At 45.7% G+C, this 16680-nt stretch carries 15 protein-coding genes; 11 read left to right on the plus strand and 4 right to left on the minus strand.

All coding sequences use genetic code 11. The features are described from left to right. The first annotated feature begins 2 nt into the window (after positions 1-2). The 3 genes from HMPREF0658_RS02510 to HMPREF0658_RS02520 all read left to right on the plus strand — a co-directional run bounded on the left by HMPREF0658_RS02510 (position 3) and on the right by HMPREF0658_RS02520 (position 3906). Positions 3-1100, plus strand: coding sequence for an AAA family ATPase (locus HMPREF0658_RS02510; protein ID WP_004348225.1), 1098 nt, complete (start codon positions 3-5; stop codon positions 1098-1100). 3 nt (positions 1101-1103) lie between these two features. After that, on the plus strand, positions 1104-2219 hold the full coding sequence (locus tag HMPREF0658_RS02515; protein ID WP_004292742.1) for a DUF6371 domain-containing protein: 1116 nt from the start codon (positions 1104-1106) through the stop codon (positions 2217-2219). Between the two features lie 283 nt (positions 2220-2502). After that, a complete protein-coding gene (locus tag HMPREF0658_RS02520) occupies positions 2503-3906 on the plus strand; it encodes a hypothetical protein (protein WP_004339684.1) in 1404 nt (467 codons plus the stop codon). 92 nt (positions 3907-3998) lie between these two features. On the opposite strand, the gene HMPREF0658_RS02525 is transcribed toward HMPREF0658_RS02520, so the two are convergent. The 4 genes from HMPREF0658_RS02525 to HMPREF0658_RS02540 form a co-directional block, all read right to left on the minus strand. Then, positions 3999-4964 (minus strand): CfxA family broad-spectrum class A beta-lactamase, encoded by a 966-nt coding sequence (locus HMPREF0658_RS02525; RefSeq protein ID WP_004339683.1) that lies wholly within the window; start codon positions 4962-4964, stop codon positions 3999-4001. 210 nt (positions 4965-5174) lie between these two features. Then, the gene (gene mobC, locus HMPREF0658_RS02530) at positions 5175-7178 is read right to left on the minus strand and encodes a conjugal transfer protein MobC (protein ID WP_006948352.1); all 2004 of its coding nucleotides are present in this window, start codon (positions 7176-7178) and stop codon (positions 5175-5177) included. Between the two features lie 76 nt (positions 7179-7254). Further along, the gene (gene mobB, locus HMPREF0658_RS02535) at positions 7255-8529 is read right to left on the minus strand and encodes a conjugal transfer protein MobB (RefSeq protein WP_004338346.1); all 1275 of its coding nucleotides are present in this window, start codon (positions 8527-8529) and stop codon (positions 7255-7257) included. Positions 8530-8535: 6 nt separating this feature from the next. Further along, complete coding sequence (locus HMPREF0658_RS02540) at positions 8536-8949, minus strand: plasmid mobilization protein (RefSeq protein ID WP_004338348.1); 414 nt, start codon at positions 8947-8949, stop codon at positions 8536-8538. 589 nt (positions 8950-9538) lie between these two features. Here HMPREF0658_RS02540 and HMPREF0658_RS02545 point away from each other — a divergent pair. The 8 genes from HMPREF0658_RS02545 to traJ all read left to right on the plus strand — a co-directional run bounded on the left by HMPREF0658_RS02545 (position 9539) and on the right by traJ (position 16656). Next, entirely contained in the window at positions 9539-10342 is an 804-nt protein-coding gene (locus HMPREF0658_RS02545) for a nucleotide-binding protein (RefSeq protein WP_006948356.1), read from the plus strand. Further along, positions 10329-10847: a DUF3408 domain-containing protein gene (locus HMPREF0658_RS02550; RefSeq protein WP_006948357.1), complete on the plus strand. Its 519-nt coding sequence runs from the start codon at positions 10329-10331 to the stop codon at positions 10845-10847. The genes HMPREF0658_RS02545 and HMPREF0658_RS02550 overlap by 14 nt, the downstream gene beginning before the upstream one ends. Next, on the plus strand, positions 10844-11620 hold the full coding sequence (locus HMPREF0658_RS02555) for a hypothetical protein (RefSeq protein WP_006948358.1): 777 nt from the start codon (positions 10844-10846) through the stop codon (positions 11618-11620). Before HMPREF0658_RS02550 ends, HMPREF0658_RS02555 begins: the two co-directional genes overlap by 4 nt. Before the next feature lie 156 nt (positions 11621-11776). Continuing rightward, complete coding sequence (locus HMPREF0658_RS02560) at positions 11777-12079, plus strand: DUF4134 domain-containing protein (protein ID WP_004378854.1); 303 nt, start codon at positions 11777-11779, stop codon at positions 12077-12079. Positions 12080-12083: 4 nt separating this feature from the next. After that, entirely contained in the window at positions 12084-12419 is a 336-nt protein-coding gene (locus tag HMPREF0658_RS02565) for a DUF4133 domain-containing protein (protein WP_006948359.1), read from the plus strand. Beyond that, entirely contained in the window at positions 12416-14929 is a 2514-nt protein-coding gene (locus HMPREF0658_RS02570) for a TraG family conjugative transposon ATPase (protein ID WP_006948360.1), read from the plus strand. The genes HMPREF0658_RS02565 and HMPREF0658_RS02570 overlap by 4 nt, the downstream gene beginning before the upstream one ends. Positions 14930-14956: 27 nt before the next feature. Beyond that, a complete protein-coding gene (locus HMPREF0658_RS02575) occupies positions 14957-15586 on the plus strand; it encodes a DUF4141 domain-containing protein (RefSeq protein ID WP_004353763.1) in 630 nt (209 codons plus the stop codon). A gap of 32 nt (positions 15587-15618) precedes the next feature. Beyond that, complete coding sequence (traJ, locus tag HMPREF0658_RS02580; RefSeq protein ID WP_006948362.1) at positions 15619-16656, plus strand: conjugative transposon protein TraJ; 1038 nt, start codon at positions 15619-15621, stop codon at positions 16654-16656. Positions 16657-16680: the final 24 nt, after the last annotated feature.

The following is a 16680-nucleotide window of genomic DNA, read 5'->3' on the forward strand; positions in this document are numbered from 1 at the left end:
ATATGGAAGAGGATAAGAACTATATCAACCTGATACGTGGCGACCTCACAAAAGCATCCCAAGCGCATAACGGTATGCCCGACAGTGTAGGCATGATGAATATCAAGACGGCAAACCAAACCATTCTTGAAGCATCGTTATTGCCTACGCCCCGTGCGCTGTGGGACAGCTTTTGGTACGAGGGGGAACTCTCCTGCTTGTTTGCCGATTCCAACGTGGGCAAGTCCATCCTTGCCGTGCAGATAGCCGACCGCATCGCCCGAACCGACAATGTGCTGTATCTGGACTTTGAACTGTCCGAAAAGCAGTTCCAGCTCCGCTATACCAACGAGCATGGAGAGCTCTACACCTTTCCCGACAAACTCTATCGGGTGTCTATTGACTGCAACCAGCTTTTGGATGCCAACTTTGAGGAAGCTATCATAGGCGGCATTGAACAGATGGCTGTGCAGACCGACTGCAAGATTTTCATCATTGACAATCTTACCTACCTGTGTTGCGCCATGGAGAAAGGCGATGCCGCAGGACGGCTGATGATTCAGCTGAACAATCTCAAAAAGAGATATGCGCTCTCTATCCTTGTCCTAGCACATACGCCCAAACGCTCTTTGGATTGTCCCATCACATCCAACGACCTTGCCGGAAGCAAACGGCTCTACAATTTCTTTGACAGCGTGTTCACCATTGGAAAAAGTGCCCAAGACGGAGGGCTTCGCTATGTGAAGCAGCTTAAAGTGCGCTATGGCACGTTCTCTCATGATGCGGATAATGTAATCGTTTACGAGATTGACAAGGTGGATGCTTTCTTGCAGTTCGTGTTCAGGGGCTATTCCACGGAAAAGGAACACTTGAAAAAATTGGGCGACAATGAATCAAGCCAAAGGGATTGCCAAATTCTGCAACTCTCCCAATCGGGCAAGTCCGTCAGGGAGATAGCCTCACAGGTGAATTGTGGCAAGTCCACCGTAAACCGTATCATCCAGCGCAGCAAAGAGAGTAAAAACGCAGGTGTCCCAAGTGTCCCACTGTCCCAACCCTTAGAGTGTGGGACAATGGGACAGGATGGGACAGCCGACAATCAACCATCAAAAACGGACTAAGCTATGGGCAATTATTCATTACAGAAGTATAAAGGAACGGCAACACGGCATACCTGCCCCAAATGCGGAGACAGGCATTCTTTCGTCTATTACGTGGACGAAAATAATGTGCCGTTGCATCCATCGGTCGGCAGATGTAACCACGAAAGCGGTTGTGGGTATCACTACACTCCGAAAGAGTATTTTCAAGAGCATCCTGAACACAGAACTACCAATGATTTCTCTTTTGACAGGCAAAGAGCAGAGCAGAAGAAAGTGAAGCAGCAAAGTAAGCCGACAGCCATCGGCTATATTCCCCCTCACTATGTGGAGAAGTCGCAAAGCGAGCGTAGCAATTTCTTCCGTTTCCTCTTCACACTCCTTACTTCCTACTATGGCGACAAGGCGAAAGAGGTGTTGAAGCGGTTGTTGGAGGAATACCGTTTGGGGGCTACCCGTGACGGCTCTGTTATCTTTTGGCAGATAGACAGGACGGGCAAGGTACGCACGGGAAAGGTGATGCAGTACAATCCCGAAGACGGACACCGTATCAAGGGAGGACAGACATCGGCAGTGAACTGGATACACAGCATATTGAAAAAGCAGCGTGTGTTGGCAGAGGATTGGCAACTATCCCAATGCCTTTTCGGGGAACACTTGTTGAAAACGCATCCCGACAAGGTGGTGGTCTTGGTGGAATCCGAGAAGAGTGCCGTTATCGGTTCTGCTATCTTCCCCGATTATGTATGGCTGGCTACGGGTGGTAAGAGTCAGATGAGAGAAGAGAAACTCCGTGTACTGTCAGGGCGAACCGTGCTTCTCTTTCCCGATGCCGATGCTTATGCCGAGTGGAAACAGCGAGCCGAGAGCATGTACTTTTGTAAGGTGGTGGTTTCGGACATCATCGAAAGGAATGCCACCCCGAAACAAAAAGAAGCCCATATCGACATAGCCGATTGGATTATCTTTCAGATACGGGAGGGCAAGGTGATGAGTACAGCCAACCACTTGGTCGAGGCTGAGAGAATCCTCCAGCGGATGATAGAGAAGAATCCCGTCCTGCAAAAACTGATAGACGATTTAGACCTTGTGCTGGTCGGTGCATCTCCAATCGGCAACGATGATGAAAAACCTCCCTGACGGAGGAGAGCGGAAGCCGTAGGCTGGAGTTTGCAGACAATGGCTTGCCATTGATATAGCCCACTATAACTACACGCTCCGCTTACGTAGTTGTGGGCTCTCCCGAGGGGATTAGGGTTTTACCCTAATGACCCACTCAGGGCGTTTCTCCCCTGAGAACCCAGAGCAAAGAGTGACCCTCTCTTTGCAATCTCCGCTTATGGGTTGCACCCCTAAGAACCCCATGCGTTTACGGACAGCGGAAAAGCAAACAATAAAGTACAAACCCAAAAAACAAGTATCTATGGCAACAAAATCAAGCATACATATCAAGCCCTGCAATATCGCATCGAGTGAGGCTCACAACAGGAGGACTGCCGAATACATGCGCCACATCGGAGAGTCCAGAACCTATGTGGTTCCAGAACTCTCCACCGATAATGAGCAGTGGATAAATCCCGACTTCGGCAGTCCGGATTTGCGGATGCATTATGACAATATCAGACAGATGGTAAAGGAAAAGACCGGACGTGCCATGCAGGAAAAGGAGCGTGAACGCAAAGGCAAGAACGGTAAAATAGTCAAGATTGCGGGATGCTCCCCCATACGTGAAGGAGTGCTGCTTGTCAGGTCGGACACCACACTGGCAGACGTGCGTAAATTCGGTGAGGAGTGTCAAAGACGCTGGGGAATCACACCGCTGCAAATCTTCCTGCACAAGGATGAAGGGCATTGGCTGAACGGTCAGCCGGAAGCGGAAGACAGGGAAAGCTTCAAAGTCGGGGACAGATGGTTCAAGCCGAACTATCATGCCCATATCGTTTTCGACTGGATGAACCACGAAACAGGAAAGAGCCGAAAGCTCAATGACGATGACATGATGCAGATGCAGACCCTTGCATCCGACATCCTGCTGATGGAACGCGGGCAGTCAAAGGCTGTCACTGGTAAGGAGCATCTGGAACGGAACGACTTTATCATTGAGAAGCAGAAAGCTGAACTGCAACGCATGGATGCAGCCAAACGGCACAAAGAAGAACAGATAAATCTTGCCGAGCAGGAACTGAAACAGGTGAAATCAGAAATACGCACTGACAAGTTAAAGAAGACAGCCACCACGGCAGCGACAGCCATAACTAGTGGAGTTGCTTCTCTTTTCGGGAGTGGAAAACTGAAAGAACTGGAACGTGCCAACGAAAAACTGCAAGACGAGGTTTCAAAACGGAACACCAATATTGAAAAATTGCAGAGCCAAGTACAGCAGATGCAGAAACAGCATGATACGCAAATCCACAATCTCAGAGAAATGCACAGGCAGGAACTTGACATGAAAGAAAAAGAACTGTCACGGCTCGCCAGAATCATAGACAAGGCTTTCAGGTGGTTTCCGATGTTCAGGGAAATGCTGCGCATGGAAAAGTTTTGTGCCATGCTGGGATTCTCTAAAGAAATGACTGAAAGTCTTATAGTCAAAAAAGAAGCCCTGAAATGTAGCGGTAAAATCTATTCCGAGCAACACAGGCGGAACTTTGATATAAAGGATGATATTTTAAGGGTGGAAAATGACCCTGACGATGAAAGCAGGCTGAACCTGACAATAAACAGGAAGCCGATTGCCGACTGGTTCAGGGAGCAATGGCACAGGCTTAGATATGGAGCAAGAGTGCCGCAACAGGAAGAAAGAAAAAGTAGAGGATTCAAATTATAATAGAAGCAATTTGATTAGTAATCTAAAAGCACTCCGATAACGATTAGAGTGCTTTTAGATTGTTTATCATTAATTATCAAAGCAAGTGCAGTTTAAGATTTTACTGAAGTTTGCATTAATAAAGAATATACTACAGCTGATATATGCGCAACATATTGTGACGCTTGTGATTCATTTCCCTTGAAATCCTTAACAAATACCGCTAAGGTATAACTGATATTATTAGGCAGACATATATAGGCAACATCATTGTGAGCTGCAAGAACACCATTTTCATTAACATAACCTGAACCTGTCTTATGCGCTATAACAACCCCTTCTTTATCAAGAAGTGGAGCTGCTATCCTATCTACACCTGTTTTGCATTCTTTTAACGTATTCTTAATGAAACTTTGTTTCTCATCATCGATAAGACCTTCAGTAAACAAACGATTCATCAACATTGCAGCACCAAGAGGAGATGTATAGTTAGAGTAAGCCTTGTTATGGTCAGCCGACATTTCCTCTTCCGTATAAGCTATCTGAAAACTTGAACGAGGAATGAGTGTGGCTATAAAACTATCTGTTTGAGCGACATTAACCATATCCTTAAACATAAGGTTGCTTGCATTGTTGTCACTCTGAGTAAGAGTATAACGCAGCAAATCTCTCACTGTCAATGATATGACTGGCCCTGAATAATCTTTCAGCATAGGACTCCAAGTCTTTGGGTCAAGTTTATCCCTATTTATATTTACTAAGGTATCAAGTGAAATTCCTTTATTGTCAAAGTCATTACAAAGAGCTAATGCCTGATGAACCTTAAACACACTCATCATAGGATAAACACTCTTATTATTGACCTTAACCGTATCTCTGTTATTAACAATAACCGCCACACCAATTTCGCCAGGACAAGCTGAGACAATTTGAGAAATGCTATCAGTCAAAACATTTGTTAAAGGAGGATTTGCGCTATCTTTTGTCGCTGATTTATGGAACAATGAAAATACCAAGATGAAAATGCAAACTAAAGCTATACTCAAAACTACGATTTGTTTTTTTCTGTTTTTTTCCATGTTTATATTATTTATATTTGTTTGACGAGAATATCTTTATTTGCCGACAAAGGTACATAACTTTACGGAAAAATATGTTTCCTATTTTGAAAATATGATGCAAATTTAAGTATTTTTCCCCAAAATTACAAGCAATTTCCGGAAAAATAATGAAAAATACAGAATGCAAACGTTTGCTCATATTTATACGGCAGTATTAGAATAAGGCTGCTAATCTTTTACTAAATGGGCAAGGCTTGGCGTGTGCTTTATCCGTTGAATTTCTGAATCGACAAGCGATCGAATTTCTTGCTTCACTTTACGATAGTTGGCTTCAATGGTTTCTTTGAGCGTGTCGCAGCTTTCTTTGTCAGTAAAATCAGTTATATTGGGGATGGGTTTATAGGTTTTCATATCCGCAGATACCTTGGCACTATCTACCACTATCTCCGCATGGAAAATTTTCTGGTCGATACGCTCGTCAAAGTTGTCGGACACAGCACCGACAAACATTCCCTGTGTGAGATTACTGATTTTGCTTGCAGGGATAAGGCTATCCATTTGTGTGGAGATAGAGGTGGATTTGTCATTACGGTTAATGGTCATAGACTGTCGCTGTTGAAGCACCTTGCCAAAGCGTTCCGAGAGTGTTTTGGCAGTTTCTCCAACCACCTGCCCTGAGAACACATTACCCACCGTATTCTGGATTACCTTGCTCTCCTTGTCGCCATAATCACGGGTGAGTTGCGAAAAGTCTTGAAAACCCAAACAAACTGCCACTTTATTGCTTCGTGCTGTGGCTATGAGATTATCCAATCCACGGAAGTAAATCGTTGGCAACTCGTCGATAATTACCGAGCTTTTAAGTTGCTTCTTCTTGTTGATGAGCTTTACGATACGGCTATTGTAAAGTCCGAGTGCTGCCGAGTAGATATTCTGGCGGTCGGGATTATTGCCCACAACAAGTACTTTCGGCTCGTTGGGATTGTTGATGTCAAGCGAGAAATCATCACCTGTCATCACCCAATAGAGGGCAGGAGAAATCATGCGTGAAAGCGGTATCTTGGCACTCGCAATCTGTCCCTGTAGCTGTTCCTGCGCTCCTCCCTCCCAAGCATCCATAAAGGGAGAAAGGTAGTTGGCAAGCTCATCGTAGGAAGTAAGTATCGGAAATATCTGTGCGTAGGGACGGTTCAGGAATTCGATGGCATGGGGAAAGGTACAATATTTGCCGTTCTCATATATCTTCAGAAACCAGATAATGGCGGCAAGCAAGATAATCGGTGATTCGACGAAAAAATCTCCCTGCTTCTGAATCCACGAGCGGTTGAGATTGAGCATAATGGTGTAGGCACTCTCATAGGCATCGGATATATCTGTCATAAAGGCAGGATTGATGGGATTACAGCGATGTGATTTGCGAGGGTCGTCGAAGTTAATCACATAGAATTGCGGTTTGACTTTATAAGCATCTAAATGATGGAGCAGGTGATTGTAGGCTATCTCCGACAAATCGGGAAACTTATAATCATAGATATACATGGCAAAGCCTTTCTCTATCTGCTGCTTGATGTAGTTGTTCACGATAGCATACGACTTACCAGAGCCGGGGGTGCCGAGTACCATTGATGCACGGAAGGGATTAACTACATTGGTCCAGCCCTTGTTCCACTTCTTCTTATAGTAGAATCGTGTAGGAAGGTTTACCGAGTATTCGTTCTCCATCAACCGAGTTTCCTGCATAAAGCTCTCATTCTCGGTATTGAACACATCGTCCATCAAGTTGTTTTTGAGCAGTCGGCTCATCCACACACCGCCCATTAGCAGACAGATATAGCCCAAAGAAAGCGTGAAGATATAGAGCGAAGCAGCACCCACCTTACCTATGGGCAATGCCAACAGCCACCAATTCAGAAAGAAGAGCACAAAACCAGCGAAAAGCACCGTCCAAATCTTTGGCCATGTGATTTTCTCCTCCTTCACGCCTTTTGTCCCCAAGCAGGATAAGGCGAGAAATATCACACAAAACAGCTTCGTCCAAAGGATTGATGAAAACAATCCCGTGGAGCGTTGAAAGTTCATCAGTATCTTGTTGATGATGCCGAGTGTGAAGTGCCACGACTGAAATGCCTCGTAGCAGAACCAATAACAGTTAATCAGGAGGAAAATCACTGAAATTCCCCGCATAAAGTCCATAACCTTACCCAATGCCCTTAAATCGTCTTCTTGTGCCATAATGCTATTTTATTGTTGTTAGAATATCGTTTGAATACTATTTGAAAAATCTTTGATTACCATTTGAATGGTGCCATTAACGCTTCCTGCGTTTAAGTTTTACCTTACTTTGCTTACGAAGTTTGCGTTGCCATGCCGCTTCTTTCCAATCATCATTGCCCGATGAAGAGAAGGATTCTCCTACCATATTGTCGATAAATTCATCGACAAGATTGTCGCTTTCCTGCTCATCAGACTGTATTGTCTGCATCTGTTGTTGAAAGGTGGTATCAATCTTTCCATAAAGCGATTCATCCAAGAATGGATTATTCTCCGGGTTAGAGAAGTACTCGTTAAACTTATTGGCAGCATATCCTTTACCCAATCGAGAGCCATTGAGCGCAATACCTTTTTCATCATCAATGAATGTAATTCCATAGATGCGTCCATTATCATTCTTTCGGATTACCACTTGCAAGCCTTGTTTCTCCAATCTTTGTCGAAGTCTTTCCTCTGTGTGGGGAGAAGTACGCATTACTTCTAATACCTTTCTTCTGACAGTTGGTATCAATGGCTTAACCATCTGTTTTGACTTCAGCATCTTGTTCTGAACGGCAGTATAGCCCACACCTCTGCCTATGTCCGAGGCGTGAATGGGCGTGCTCACCTTATTGCCCTTGTCATCGGTAGGTACATAGACCAGCCCGTCATATTGCTTGCCCCTATACTCGGTCTTTACCTCCTCTACTGCAAGGTTGTATTTACGCAGAACGGCATTTAGTTCACCTAAGGAGCAGAAGGTATAATGCTTCATCGCAGAACGAACAGTATTTGCCACTTGTTCCTTGATATTCCCTTGCACAACATTGACCTTTGGTGTTTCTGTTGTTGTTCTCTCACTGACCTTTGAACTTGGAATGAGGTTATATTTCTTTTCCAAAGCATTAGTAATCTTCTTGCTTCGCCTGCCCTCAAACTTGTCATTGATTTTATTACCATCGAAATCCACTCGAAGCGAAACGATGTGAATATGCTCACGGGCAATGTCATTATGCTTAAAGACGATGTAGGGTTGATTGCCATAGCCGAGTGCCTCCATATACTCCTTCGCAATCTGCGTGAGCCTTTCATCAGATAGTTTCTCATCCGGGTGCGGATTGAGTGAGCAATGAAAAACCGTTTTCTTTGTCCTGCATTGCTCTGGTATCGCCTTTTGCATATCGGCAAGTACCTTATCCATTTGAAAAGTGCCATCGAAGCCTTTCCGAAGTTCGTTCACGCAGAGGACTGCCGCTTCGTTGTGCTGCACCTTTTTGAAGTTATATCCCAATGCTCCCCCAAGGTTCTCGGTAGAAGAAATCTTTGCAATCATATTCCTTTATCGACTATCAAATTGTTCCGTCAGTTGGATGGCTTTCTGTTGTAGCGTGATGATTTGACCAGAGATTTTTTCCAATTTTTCAAGTAAAATCTGTGCAGTTTTCACGCTGTGATAAGAGTTTATTGCGCGTACTGTTTGGTTGTAGAGTACGCCTATCCGATGATTTTCGGCAATCAATTCCGAGAGTTTACGATAATAGTCCACAGCGGATTTATCCACTGTTATCACCTTGAACTTCCCTCCAAGAATACATCCACGCACAAAATCAGACTTCGATTTTGCACCGGATTTATGGAAAAGTTCAATGACTTTTTGCTGGTCTTTGGGGTTGGGCAACCGCACGTGCCAATTGTCCCAGCGTGGCTTTTCCGCTTTTTTTCTCTCTGAACGAGATTTCTCTTCCTTATCCATAGCTTTACTTTTCTTTAATCACGACTTTGGAGTGATTTAATCCCCTTTGGGGCAAGGGTCTTTGTGGTACAACTGTAAGTTTGTGTTACAAAGACACACCTTGCCAATATCAAGAGTTGATACGATTGAAGTATCCACCCTCGTGGGGTGTCTGCTTCGGGATATTACCTCCATGTATTATTCTCGCCTGCAAAGTTACGGCGAGTTTTCAAATATCTCATTATCAATGGTATTCACTCTTTTTCCTCGCATTTCCCTGCACTTCATTGGTGTCATATAATCAGCCAAAATATCATTTATTTTGCAGTCAGAACGAGCGAACAATGGCATGATGATACAAGTAAAAGATACATCGTATTACCGTTGGCTTACACCAAAGATGACAAGAAGGAACGAAACATATTCATAACAATTTGTTGTCATGACAAACTATTGTCAGTACAACAGATAGCAAGAACTATAAATCGTCCTTTCAGACTATCGCACGAACCATACGCAGCCAGAACAAACTGTCTGCTGATACTTCTCAAGAATGAGAGCACATCCAAACATCAAATAGACAAGTAATATGAACTAAGAAATTATCATTATGGAGAACAAACAACAACGCCCCATCTTTCTGGGGTTCTCCTCGCAAAAGGGAGGAGTGGGAAAAAGTACTCTTGCCGAAATCGTAAGCAGCATATTGTACTACGAACAAGGCATCAACCTCTTCGTGATGGACTGCGACCTGTCGCAAGACTCTTTCTACAAACTGAGGGAACGTGAGAAAAGTATCGTTCAGGAGAGCGAAGAGCTTTCCAAATCCATGCAAGAGTACTTTCATCACCTTGGCAAAAAAGCATACAGAATTTACAAGTCTGCACCCAAGGAAGCCGTCAGGACTGCACGAAGTAAAATCGACGGAATCAGCAACGAGAAGTACCAGTTGGTTATATTTGATTTCCCGGGACATGCCGGAACAACCGAACTGATGGAACTGTCCCTTCAGATGGACTATATCCTATCTCCACTTGAAGCCGACATACAGTCGCTCGTCTCCTGCATGGCATACGCCAAGACCATCACGGAGATTGGAGTTTCGATGTCCGACTCCCAAATAAAGGACATTATCCTTTTCTGGAACAAGGTGGACAGAAGGGTGAGGAACGTCATCATTGACGAATACACGAAGCTCATCCAAGGACATGAGCTCACGCTCCTGCCCGGCTATGTATATGCTACGCACCGCTTCTCCCACGAACTCTCCACATACGGGCTGCGTGGTGTGTTCCGTTCCACCTATCAGCCTCCTGCAAAGGGACTGCGAACGGGTACGGGGCTGGATGAACTCGTCTCCGAGATAATTCAACGTCTCAAACTAAAAACGAAAACAGAAAATGGCAACGATTGAGGAAAGAAAACAGCAACTGGAAAAGAAGCTGAAGAAAATGGCAGAGGACAATGTCGTGGTGAAACCTGTCATGGTTCCCAACCCCTTCGATCCATCCGAGGACACCGAGCCTTCCCTCGCAACATCACGAGAGGAAGACAAAAGTTCGGAAGAAATGAAGACGGCAAAAGAAGAACGAACAGACGAAACAGGAGGAGAGGAAATCGGGAACACGGAACCGAAAAGAGAAAGGAAGCCAAGAATGGAAAAGTCCGGCAGGTCGTCCCTTTCCATAGAGGAATACCGTTCCCTATACTTTCATCCCGTACGTTCGCAAATGCGGACAGCTTTCTCCATCAATTTGGAGACATTACAGAACCTGCGCAATGTGCTACAAGACTTAGGAGAAAGGGTATCTATTGCTTCCTATATTGATAATATCCTCCGGGAGCATCTGCGGGAACATCAGGAATTGCTCAATAATGCAGCAGCAAAGCAAAGACGTAAGACAACAATAACACTATGATGGAAACAATACTTTTCAGTTTTATATTGGTACTCATCATCATTTGGATGATGCTTGGTATCCTGTATTTCTATATGCGGTATGTATCTCCGTATGACTTCATTATCAAGAAAAACGGAAAGAGCGATGAAGATAGCAAGAAGAAAGGAGCAACGAAGAAAAAAGACGGACAGAAAGGAAAAGGAACAATAGAGCAAGCCGAGTTTGTACTGATTGGAAAAAGCCGTTCCACTTCCCCGATTATCCCACAAATCCCCTCTGTTTCATCATCTGAAAATTCGGAGCAGAATAATAATAATTTTGCACCGCAGAACTCCGAAAAGGAGAAAGAAATGAAAGAGGACAACGAAATGGACGTTGATTTCGAGATGGAGAGAGTGGACGAAGATGAGATTGTCCGTGAGGAATTAAACCTATCCATCGAGTCCACATCGGGCGAAGCCGAAATTTCGGAGCAGTCCGTCCTCGCACGTGACTTAGTTCGCCTGCAAAAGTGGGCAAAGAACAGTGAGGAGGCTGATGAGGAAGAAGTCAAAGAGACCGTTCTGCGGCTTCAAGACTCAGACCTATTGGATAAGTACAAAGAAAACATCGCCAAGATGCTGGGTGAACAAGCCTCGCTATTGGAGAAAATCCGTAAGGCGGAAGAAAAGGAAGAACAGAGTGCTCAACCAGCAATGCCTTCATCACAAAACCCAACACCTCCTGTTTCTGGCATATCTGACACAGCGGTGGGCGATGCTGACGACAGACCGCTGTCCTATTATCTGTAAAAATGGTTTCTTGATTTTCATATTTTGGAGGAATGCAGGGGTGGTTCAAAAGTAAAACAATCAACCAATATCAGTCATACGATAAAACCGAGCCACCCCTTACCATCTCTACCCAAAAGAAAACAATTCATTTAACAACTTAAAATACAAAGAACAATGAACAACAAAAAGAAAATCACAATGCTACTCCTGATAGCCGCCACTGCCACAGGAGCATACGCACAGGGCAACGGCATGGCGGGTATCAATGAAGCCACAAAAATGGTAACCTCCTACTTCGATCCAGGGACAAAACTCATCTATGCCATCGGTGCCGTAGTAGGTCTGATTGGAGGAATAAAAGTCTATAACAAGTTCTCAAGTGGTGACCCCGATACGAGCAAGACCGCAGCCTCTTGGTTCGGTGCGTGTATTTTCCTCATCGTGGCTGCCACTATCTTGAGAAGTTTCTTCCTGTAAGGCGATGGCAGCATTTGAAATCAACAAAGGTGTAGGCCGGACGGTAGAGTTCAAGGGCTTGAAGGCACAGTATCTCTTCCTCTTTGCAGGAGGGCTGCTGGCTGTCTTTATTCTCGTGGTTATTCTCTATCTCTGTGGAGTCAGCCAAATTACCTGTCTTGTCATAGGTGTAGTGGGTGCCAGCCTTGTGGTATGGCAAACGTTCACCATGAATAGAAAGTACGGGCAATACGGGCTGATGAAAAAAGGAGCAGTACGTATGCACCCACGCTACCTTGTGAACCGCTGTACGGTCTGCCACCTTATCCGTAATCTTCAACCAAAGAAAGCAAAAAAATGAGAAACAAAAGCAAGATAACGACCCTTGAATCAAAGTTCCCGCTGCTCTCCATCGAGCAGGGCTGCATGGTGAGCAAGGATGCTGACATCACGGTGGCTTTCCGTGTGGAACTGCCCGAACTTTTTACCGTCACTTCTACAGAATACGAAGCAATGCACTCTGCCTGGCACAAGGCTATAAAAGTGCTGCCCAATTACAGCATCGTACATAAGCAGGACTGGTTCATTAAGGAGGACTATCAAGGAAAGCTCTCCGATGGTGGATTGAGTTTCCTTGCCCGTTCCTCTGAGCGGCACTTCAATGAGCGTCCGTATCTCCACCACTCAGTCTATCTCTTCCTGACCAAGACGAACAAGCAGCGTATGGCACAGCAGAGCAATTTTTCCTCGCTCTGCCGTGGACATCTGCTACCAAAAGAGATTACCAACAAGGACGAGGTAATGAAGTTCATGGAAGCCGTCGATCAGTTCGAGCGTATCATCAACGATACCGAGCAGCTAAGGATTGTCCGCATGACTGAAGATGAGTTGGTTGGCACAAATGAAAAGGGCGGACTCTTGGACCGTTATTTCTCCCTCTCGGAAGAAGGACACGCCTCGTTGGAGGACATCCGCTTGGGCGCAGACCTTGTGCGTGTGGGCGACAATATGCTTTGCCTACACACGCTCTCCGACACGGATGACCTGCCTACAACAGTCAGCACGGACAGCCGATATGAACGGCTATCCACCGACAGAAGCGACTGCCGTCTTTCCTTTGCCTCTCCCGTAGGGTTGATGCTACCCTGCAACCATATCTATAACCAGTATCTCTTCATCGAGGACAGCGATGTCAACTTGGAACGCTTCGAGAAGCAGGCAAGGAATATGCACTCGCTGGCACGCTACAGCCGTAGCAACCAAATCAACGAGGAGTGGATACAGGAGTATCTCAATATTGCCCATTCACAGGGACTGACCTCCATCCGTGCTCACTTCAACGTATTGGCCTGGAGTAGCGATAAGGAAGAACTTCGCCAGATTAAGAATGACGTGGGCTCTGCACTTGCTCTTATGGAATGCCACCCACGTCACAATACCATTGATGCGGCAACGCTCTACTGGGCAGGCATTCCCGGTAATGCGGCAGACTTTCCTGCAGAAGAGTCATTCTATACTTTCATCGAGCCTGCCCTCTGCTTCTTTACGGCAGAGACGAACTACAAGGACTCGCTCTCTCCCTTCGGTATCAAGATGGTAGACCGCCTTTCAGGAAAACCTGTTCATCTGGACATATCGGACTTACCGATGAAAAAGGGAGTCATCACCAACCGCAACAAGTTCATCTTGGGTCCTTCGGGCAGTGGCAAGAGCTTCTTCACAAACCACATGGTACGCCAGTATTACGAGCAAGGGGCACATGTCCTCTTGGTTGATACGGGTAACTCATATCAAGGCTTGTGCGAACTTATCCACCGCAAGACCAAGGGCGAGGACGGCGTCTACTTCACCTATACCAATGAAAGTCCTATATCTTTCAACCCTTTTTATACGGATGATTACTTCTTCGATGTAGAGAAAAGGGAGAGTATCTGTACGCTGCTGCTTACACTCTGGAAGAGTGCCGATGAGCATATCACTAAGACCGAAGCGGGCGAACTTGGTTCAGCCGTAAACTCCTATATCGAGCTGATATGTGCAGACCACAGCGTTACACCCTGTTTTAATACCTTCTATGAGTACCTGCGGGACGTGTACCGAAAGGATATGGAAAAGCGTGACATCAAGGTAACGCTCTCGGACTTCAACATCAACAACCTCTTAACGACATTGAAGCAATACTACAAAGGTGGTCGATATGATTTCCTTTTGAACTCGGACAAGAACATCGACCTGCTCTCCAAACGCTTTATCGTCTTTGAAATTGACCAAGTGAAGGACAACAAAGACCTTTTCCCTGTGGTAACGATTATCATTATGGAAGCCTTCATCAACAAGATGCGCCGATTAAAGGGTATCCGCAAGATGATACTCATTGAGGAAGCGTGGAAAGCGATTGCTTCGGCAAACATGGCAGACTACATCAAGTATCTCTATAAGACGGTGAGAAAATATTTCGGGGAAGCCATTGTCGTAACGCAGGAGGTGGACGATATCATTCAGTCTCCCATTGTCAAGGAAAGTATTATTAATAACTCCGACTGCAAGATACTGCTTGACCAGCGCAAGTATATGACCAAGTTCGACGGCATACAGGCGATGCTCGGTCTTTCGGAAAAGGAAAAGAGCCAGATACTCTCCATTAACCAGAACAATGACCCGAACCGACTCTACAAGGAAGTGTGGATAGGTCTGGGCGGTATGCAGAGTGCCGTCTATGCCACGGAGGTGAGTATGGAGGAATACCTGACCTACACCACGGAGGAAACCGAGAAGGTAGAGGTGATGAACAGGGCGGCACAGCTTGGTGGGGATATCGAAACAGCTATCCGTCAGCTTGCCATAGAGAAAAGAAACCACAAAAAGAAATAAGTACAAACCATCAAAACTATAGTAACAATGAAAAAGTACATTTTTATGGCTCTCTTAGGATTGAGCCTTTCTGTTCCCAAAGCCCACGCACAGTGGGTAGTAACCGACCCTGGCAATTTTGCCGGCAACATCGTCAATTCGGTCAAGGAGATAGCAACAGCTTCGAAGACGGTGAAGAACACCCTTGACGGGTTCAAGGAGGTGGAGAAGCTTTACAACGACACCAAGAAGTATTACGATGCCCTGAAGAAAGTGAACAACTTGATTGGTGATGCCTATAAGGTCAAAGAGTGCATCCTTATGGTGGGTGACATCTCGGAGATTTACGTCACCTCGTATAAGAAGATGCTCTCGGACAAGAACTTCCGTCCTTCGGAACTCGCGGCAATGGCTTCGGGATATGCCAAACTCTTGGAGCAGAGCGGTGAGAGTCTTAAGGAACTAAAGTCCATTGTTAAGAGCAATGTCTTCTCGATGAACGACCACGAACGAATGCAGGCCATTGACCGCATCTACACCACGCTGAGGGAAAATCGTTCGCTCGTGTCGTACTACACAAGGAAGAACATTTCCGTGAGCTATGTGCGTGCAAGGGAGAAGAACAACCTTGCCTCCGTTAAGGCACTCTATGGTAATACGGCAAGCAGATATTGGTAATTGGTCATTCATACATCTAAACACACTTGCTTATGGATTTTGCCAGTTTACATGAGCTGCTACGCTCAACCTATGATGAGATGATGCCACTCTGTGCCCAGATGACGGGCATTGCCAAAGGCATTGCGGGCTTGGGTGCGCTCTTTTATATTGCTCTTCGGGTATGGGCTTCCATTGCCCGTGCCGAGGCGATAGATGTTTTTCCACTTCTCCGACCTTTTGTCTTAGGCTTTTGTATAATGTTCTTTCCGACAGTCGTATTGGGTACGATGAATGCCGTTCTCTCGCCCGTAGTGCAGGGAACGGAGATGATGGTACACCAACAGGAGGGGAACCTTGCAGAGCTTACTGCCAAGCGGGACAAGTTGCAAGAAGAAGCCTACCTTAGGAATCCTGAAACAGCCTACCTTGTCTCCAACGAGAAGTTCGATGAGAAGATAGAGGAAATGGGTATCATCGGGCCTGAAGATGCCGTGACGATAGCGGGTATGTATGCCGAGCGTGCTGCCTATCAGACCAAGCAATGGATTATGAAGATGGTACACGACCTTTTAGAACTTCTGTTCCATGCTGCAGGGCTTATCATCGACACACTGCGCACCTTCATACTCATCGTTCTTGCCATTCTCGGTCCGATAGTCTTCGGCATTGCCGTATGGGATGGTCTTGCTGGCTCACTTACGGCATGGTTCTCACGCTATATATCGGTCTACCTGTGGCTGCCTGTTAGCTCTATTCTTACGGCACTGCTAACGAAAATACAGGTGCTGATGATAGAGAAGGATATCGAAGCGCTCAGTGACCCTAACTACCTGCCTGATTCGGGGACGTGGTACTATATCGTCTTCTTCCTTATTGGTATTGTAGGCTACTTCTGTGTACCTACTGTGGCTGGCTGGATTATCGAAGCTGGAGGCGGTATCGGCTCATACGGTCGCAACGTCAATCAGACAGCGCAGCGTGGCGCACAGGGTGCATACACGGGTGGTAAATATGTGGCAGGCGGAGCGGGTGCCGCTATCGGCAACGTGGGCGGACGTATCAAGGGAGCGTTGCTCAAAGGGAAATGAAACAAGCCGCATAATGGACACTAA

It is taken from the genome of Hoylesella marshii DSM 16973 = JCM 13450 (assembly GCF_000146675.1).
GTDB lineage: Bacteria > Bacteroidota > Bacteroidia > Bacteroidales > Bacteroidaceae > Prevotella > Prevotella marshii.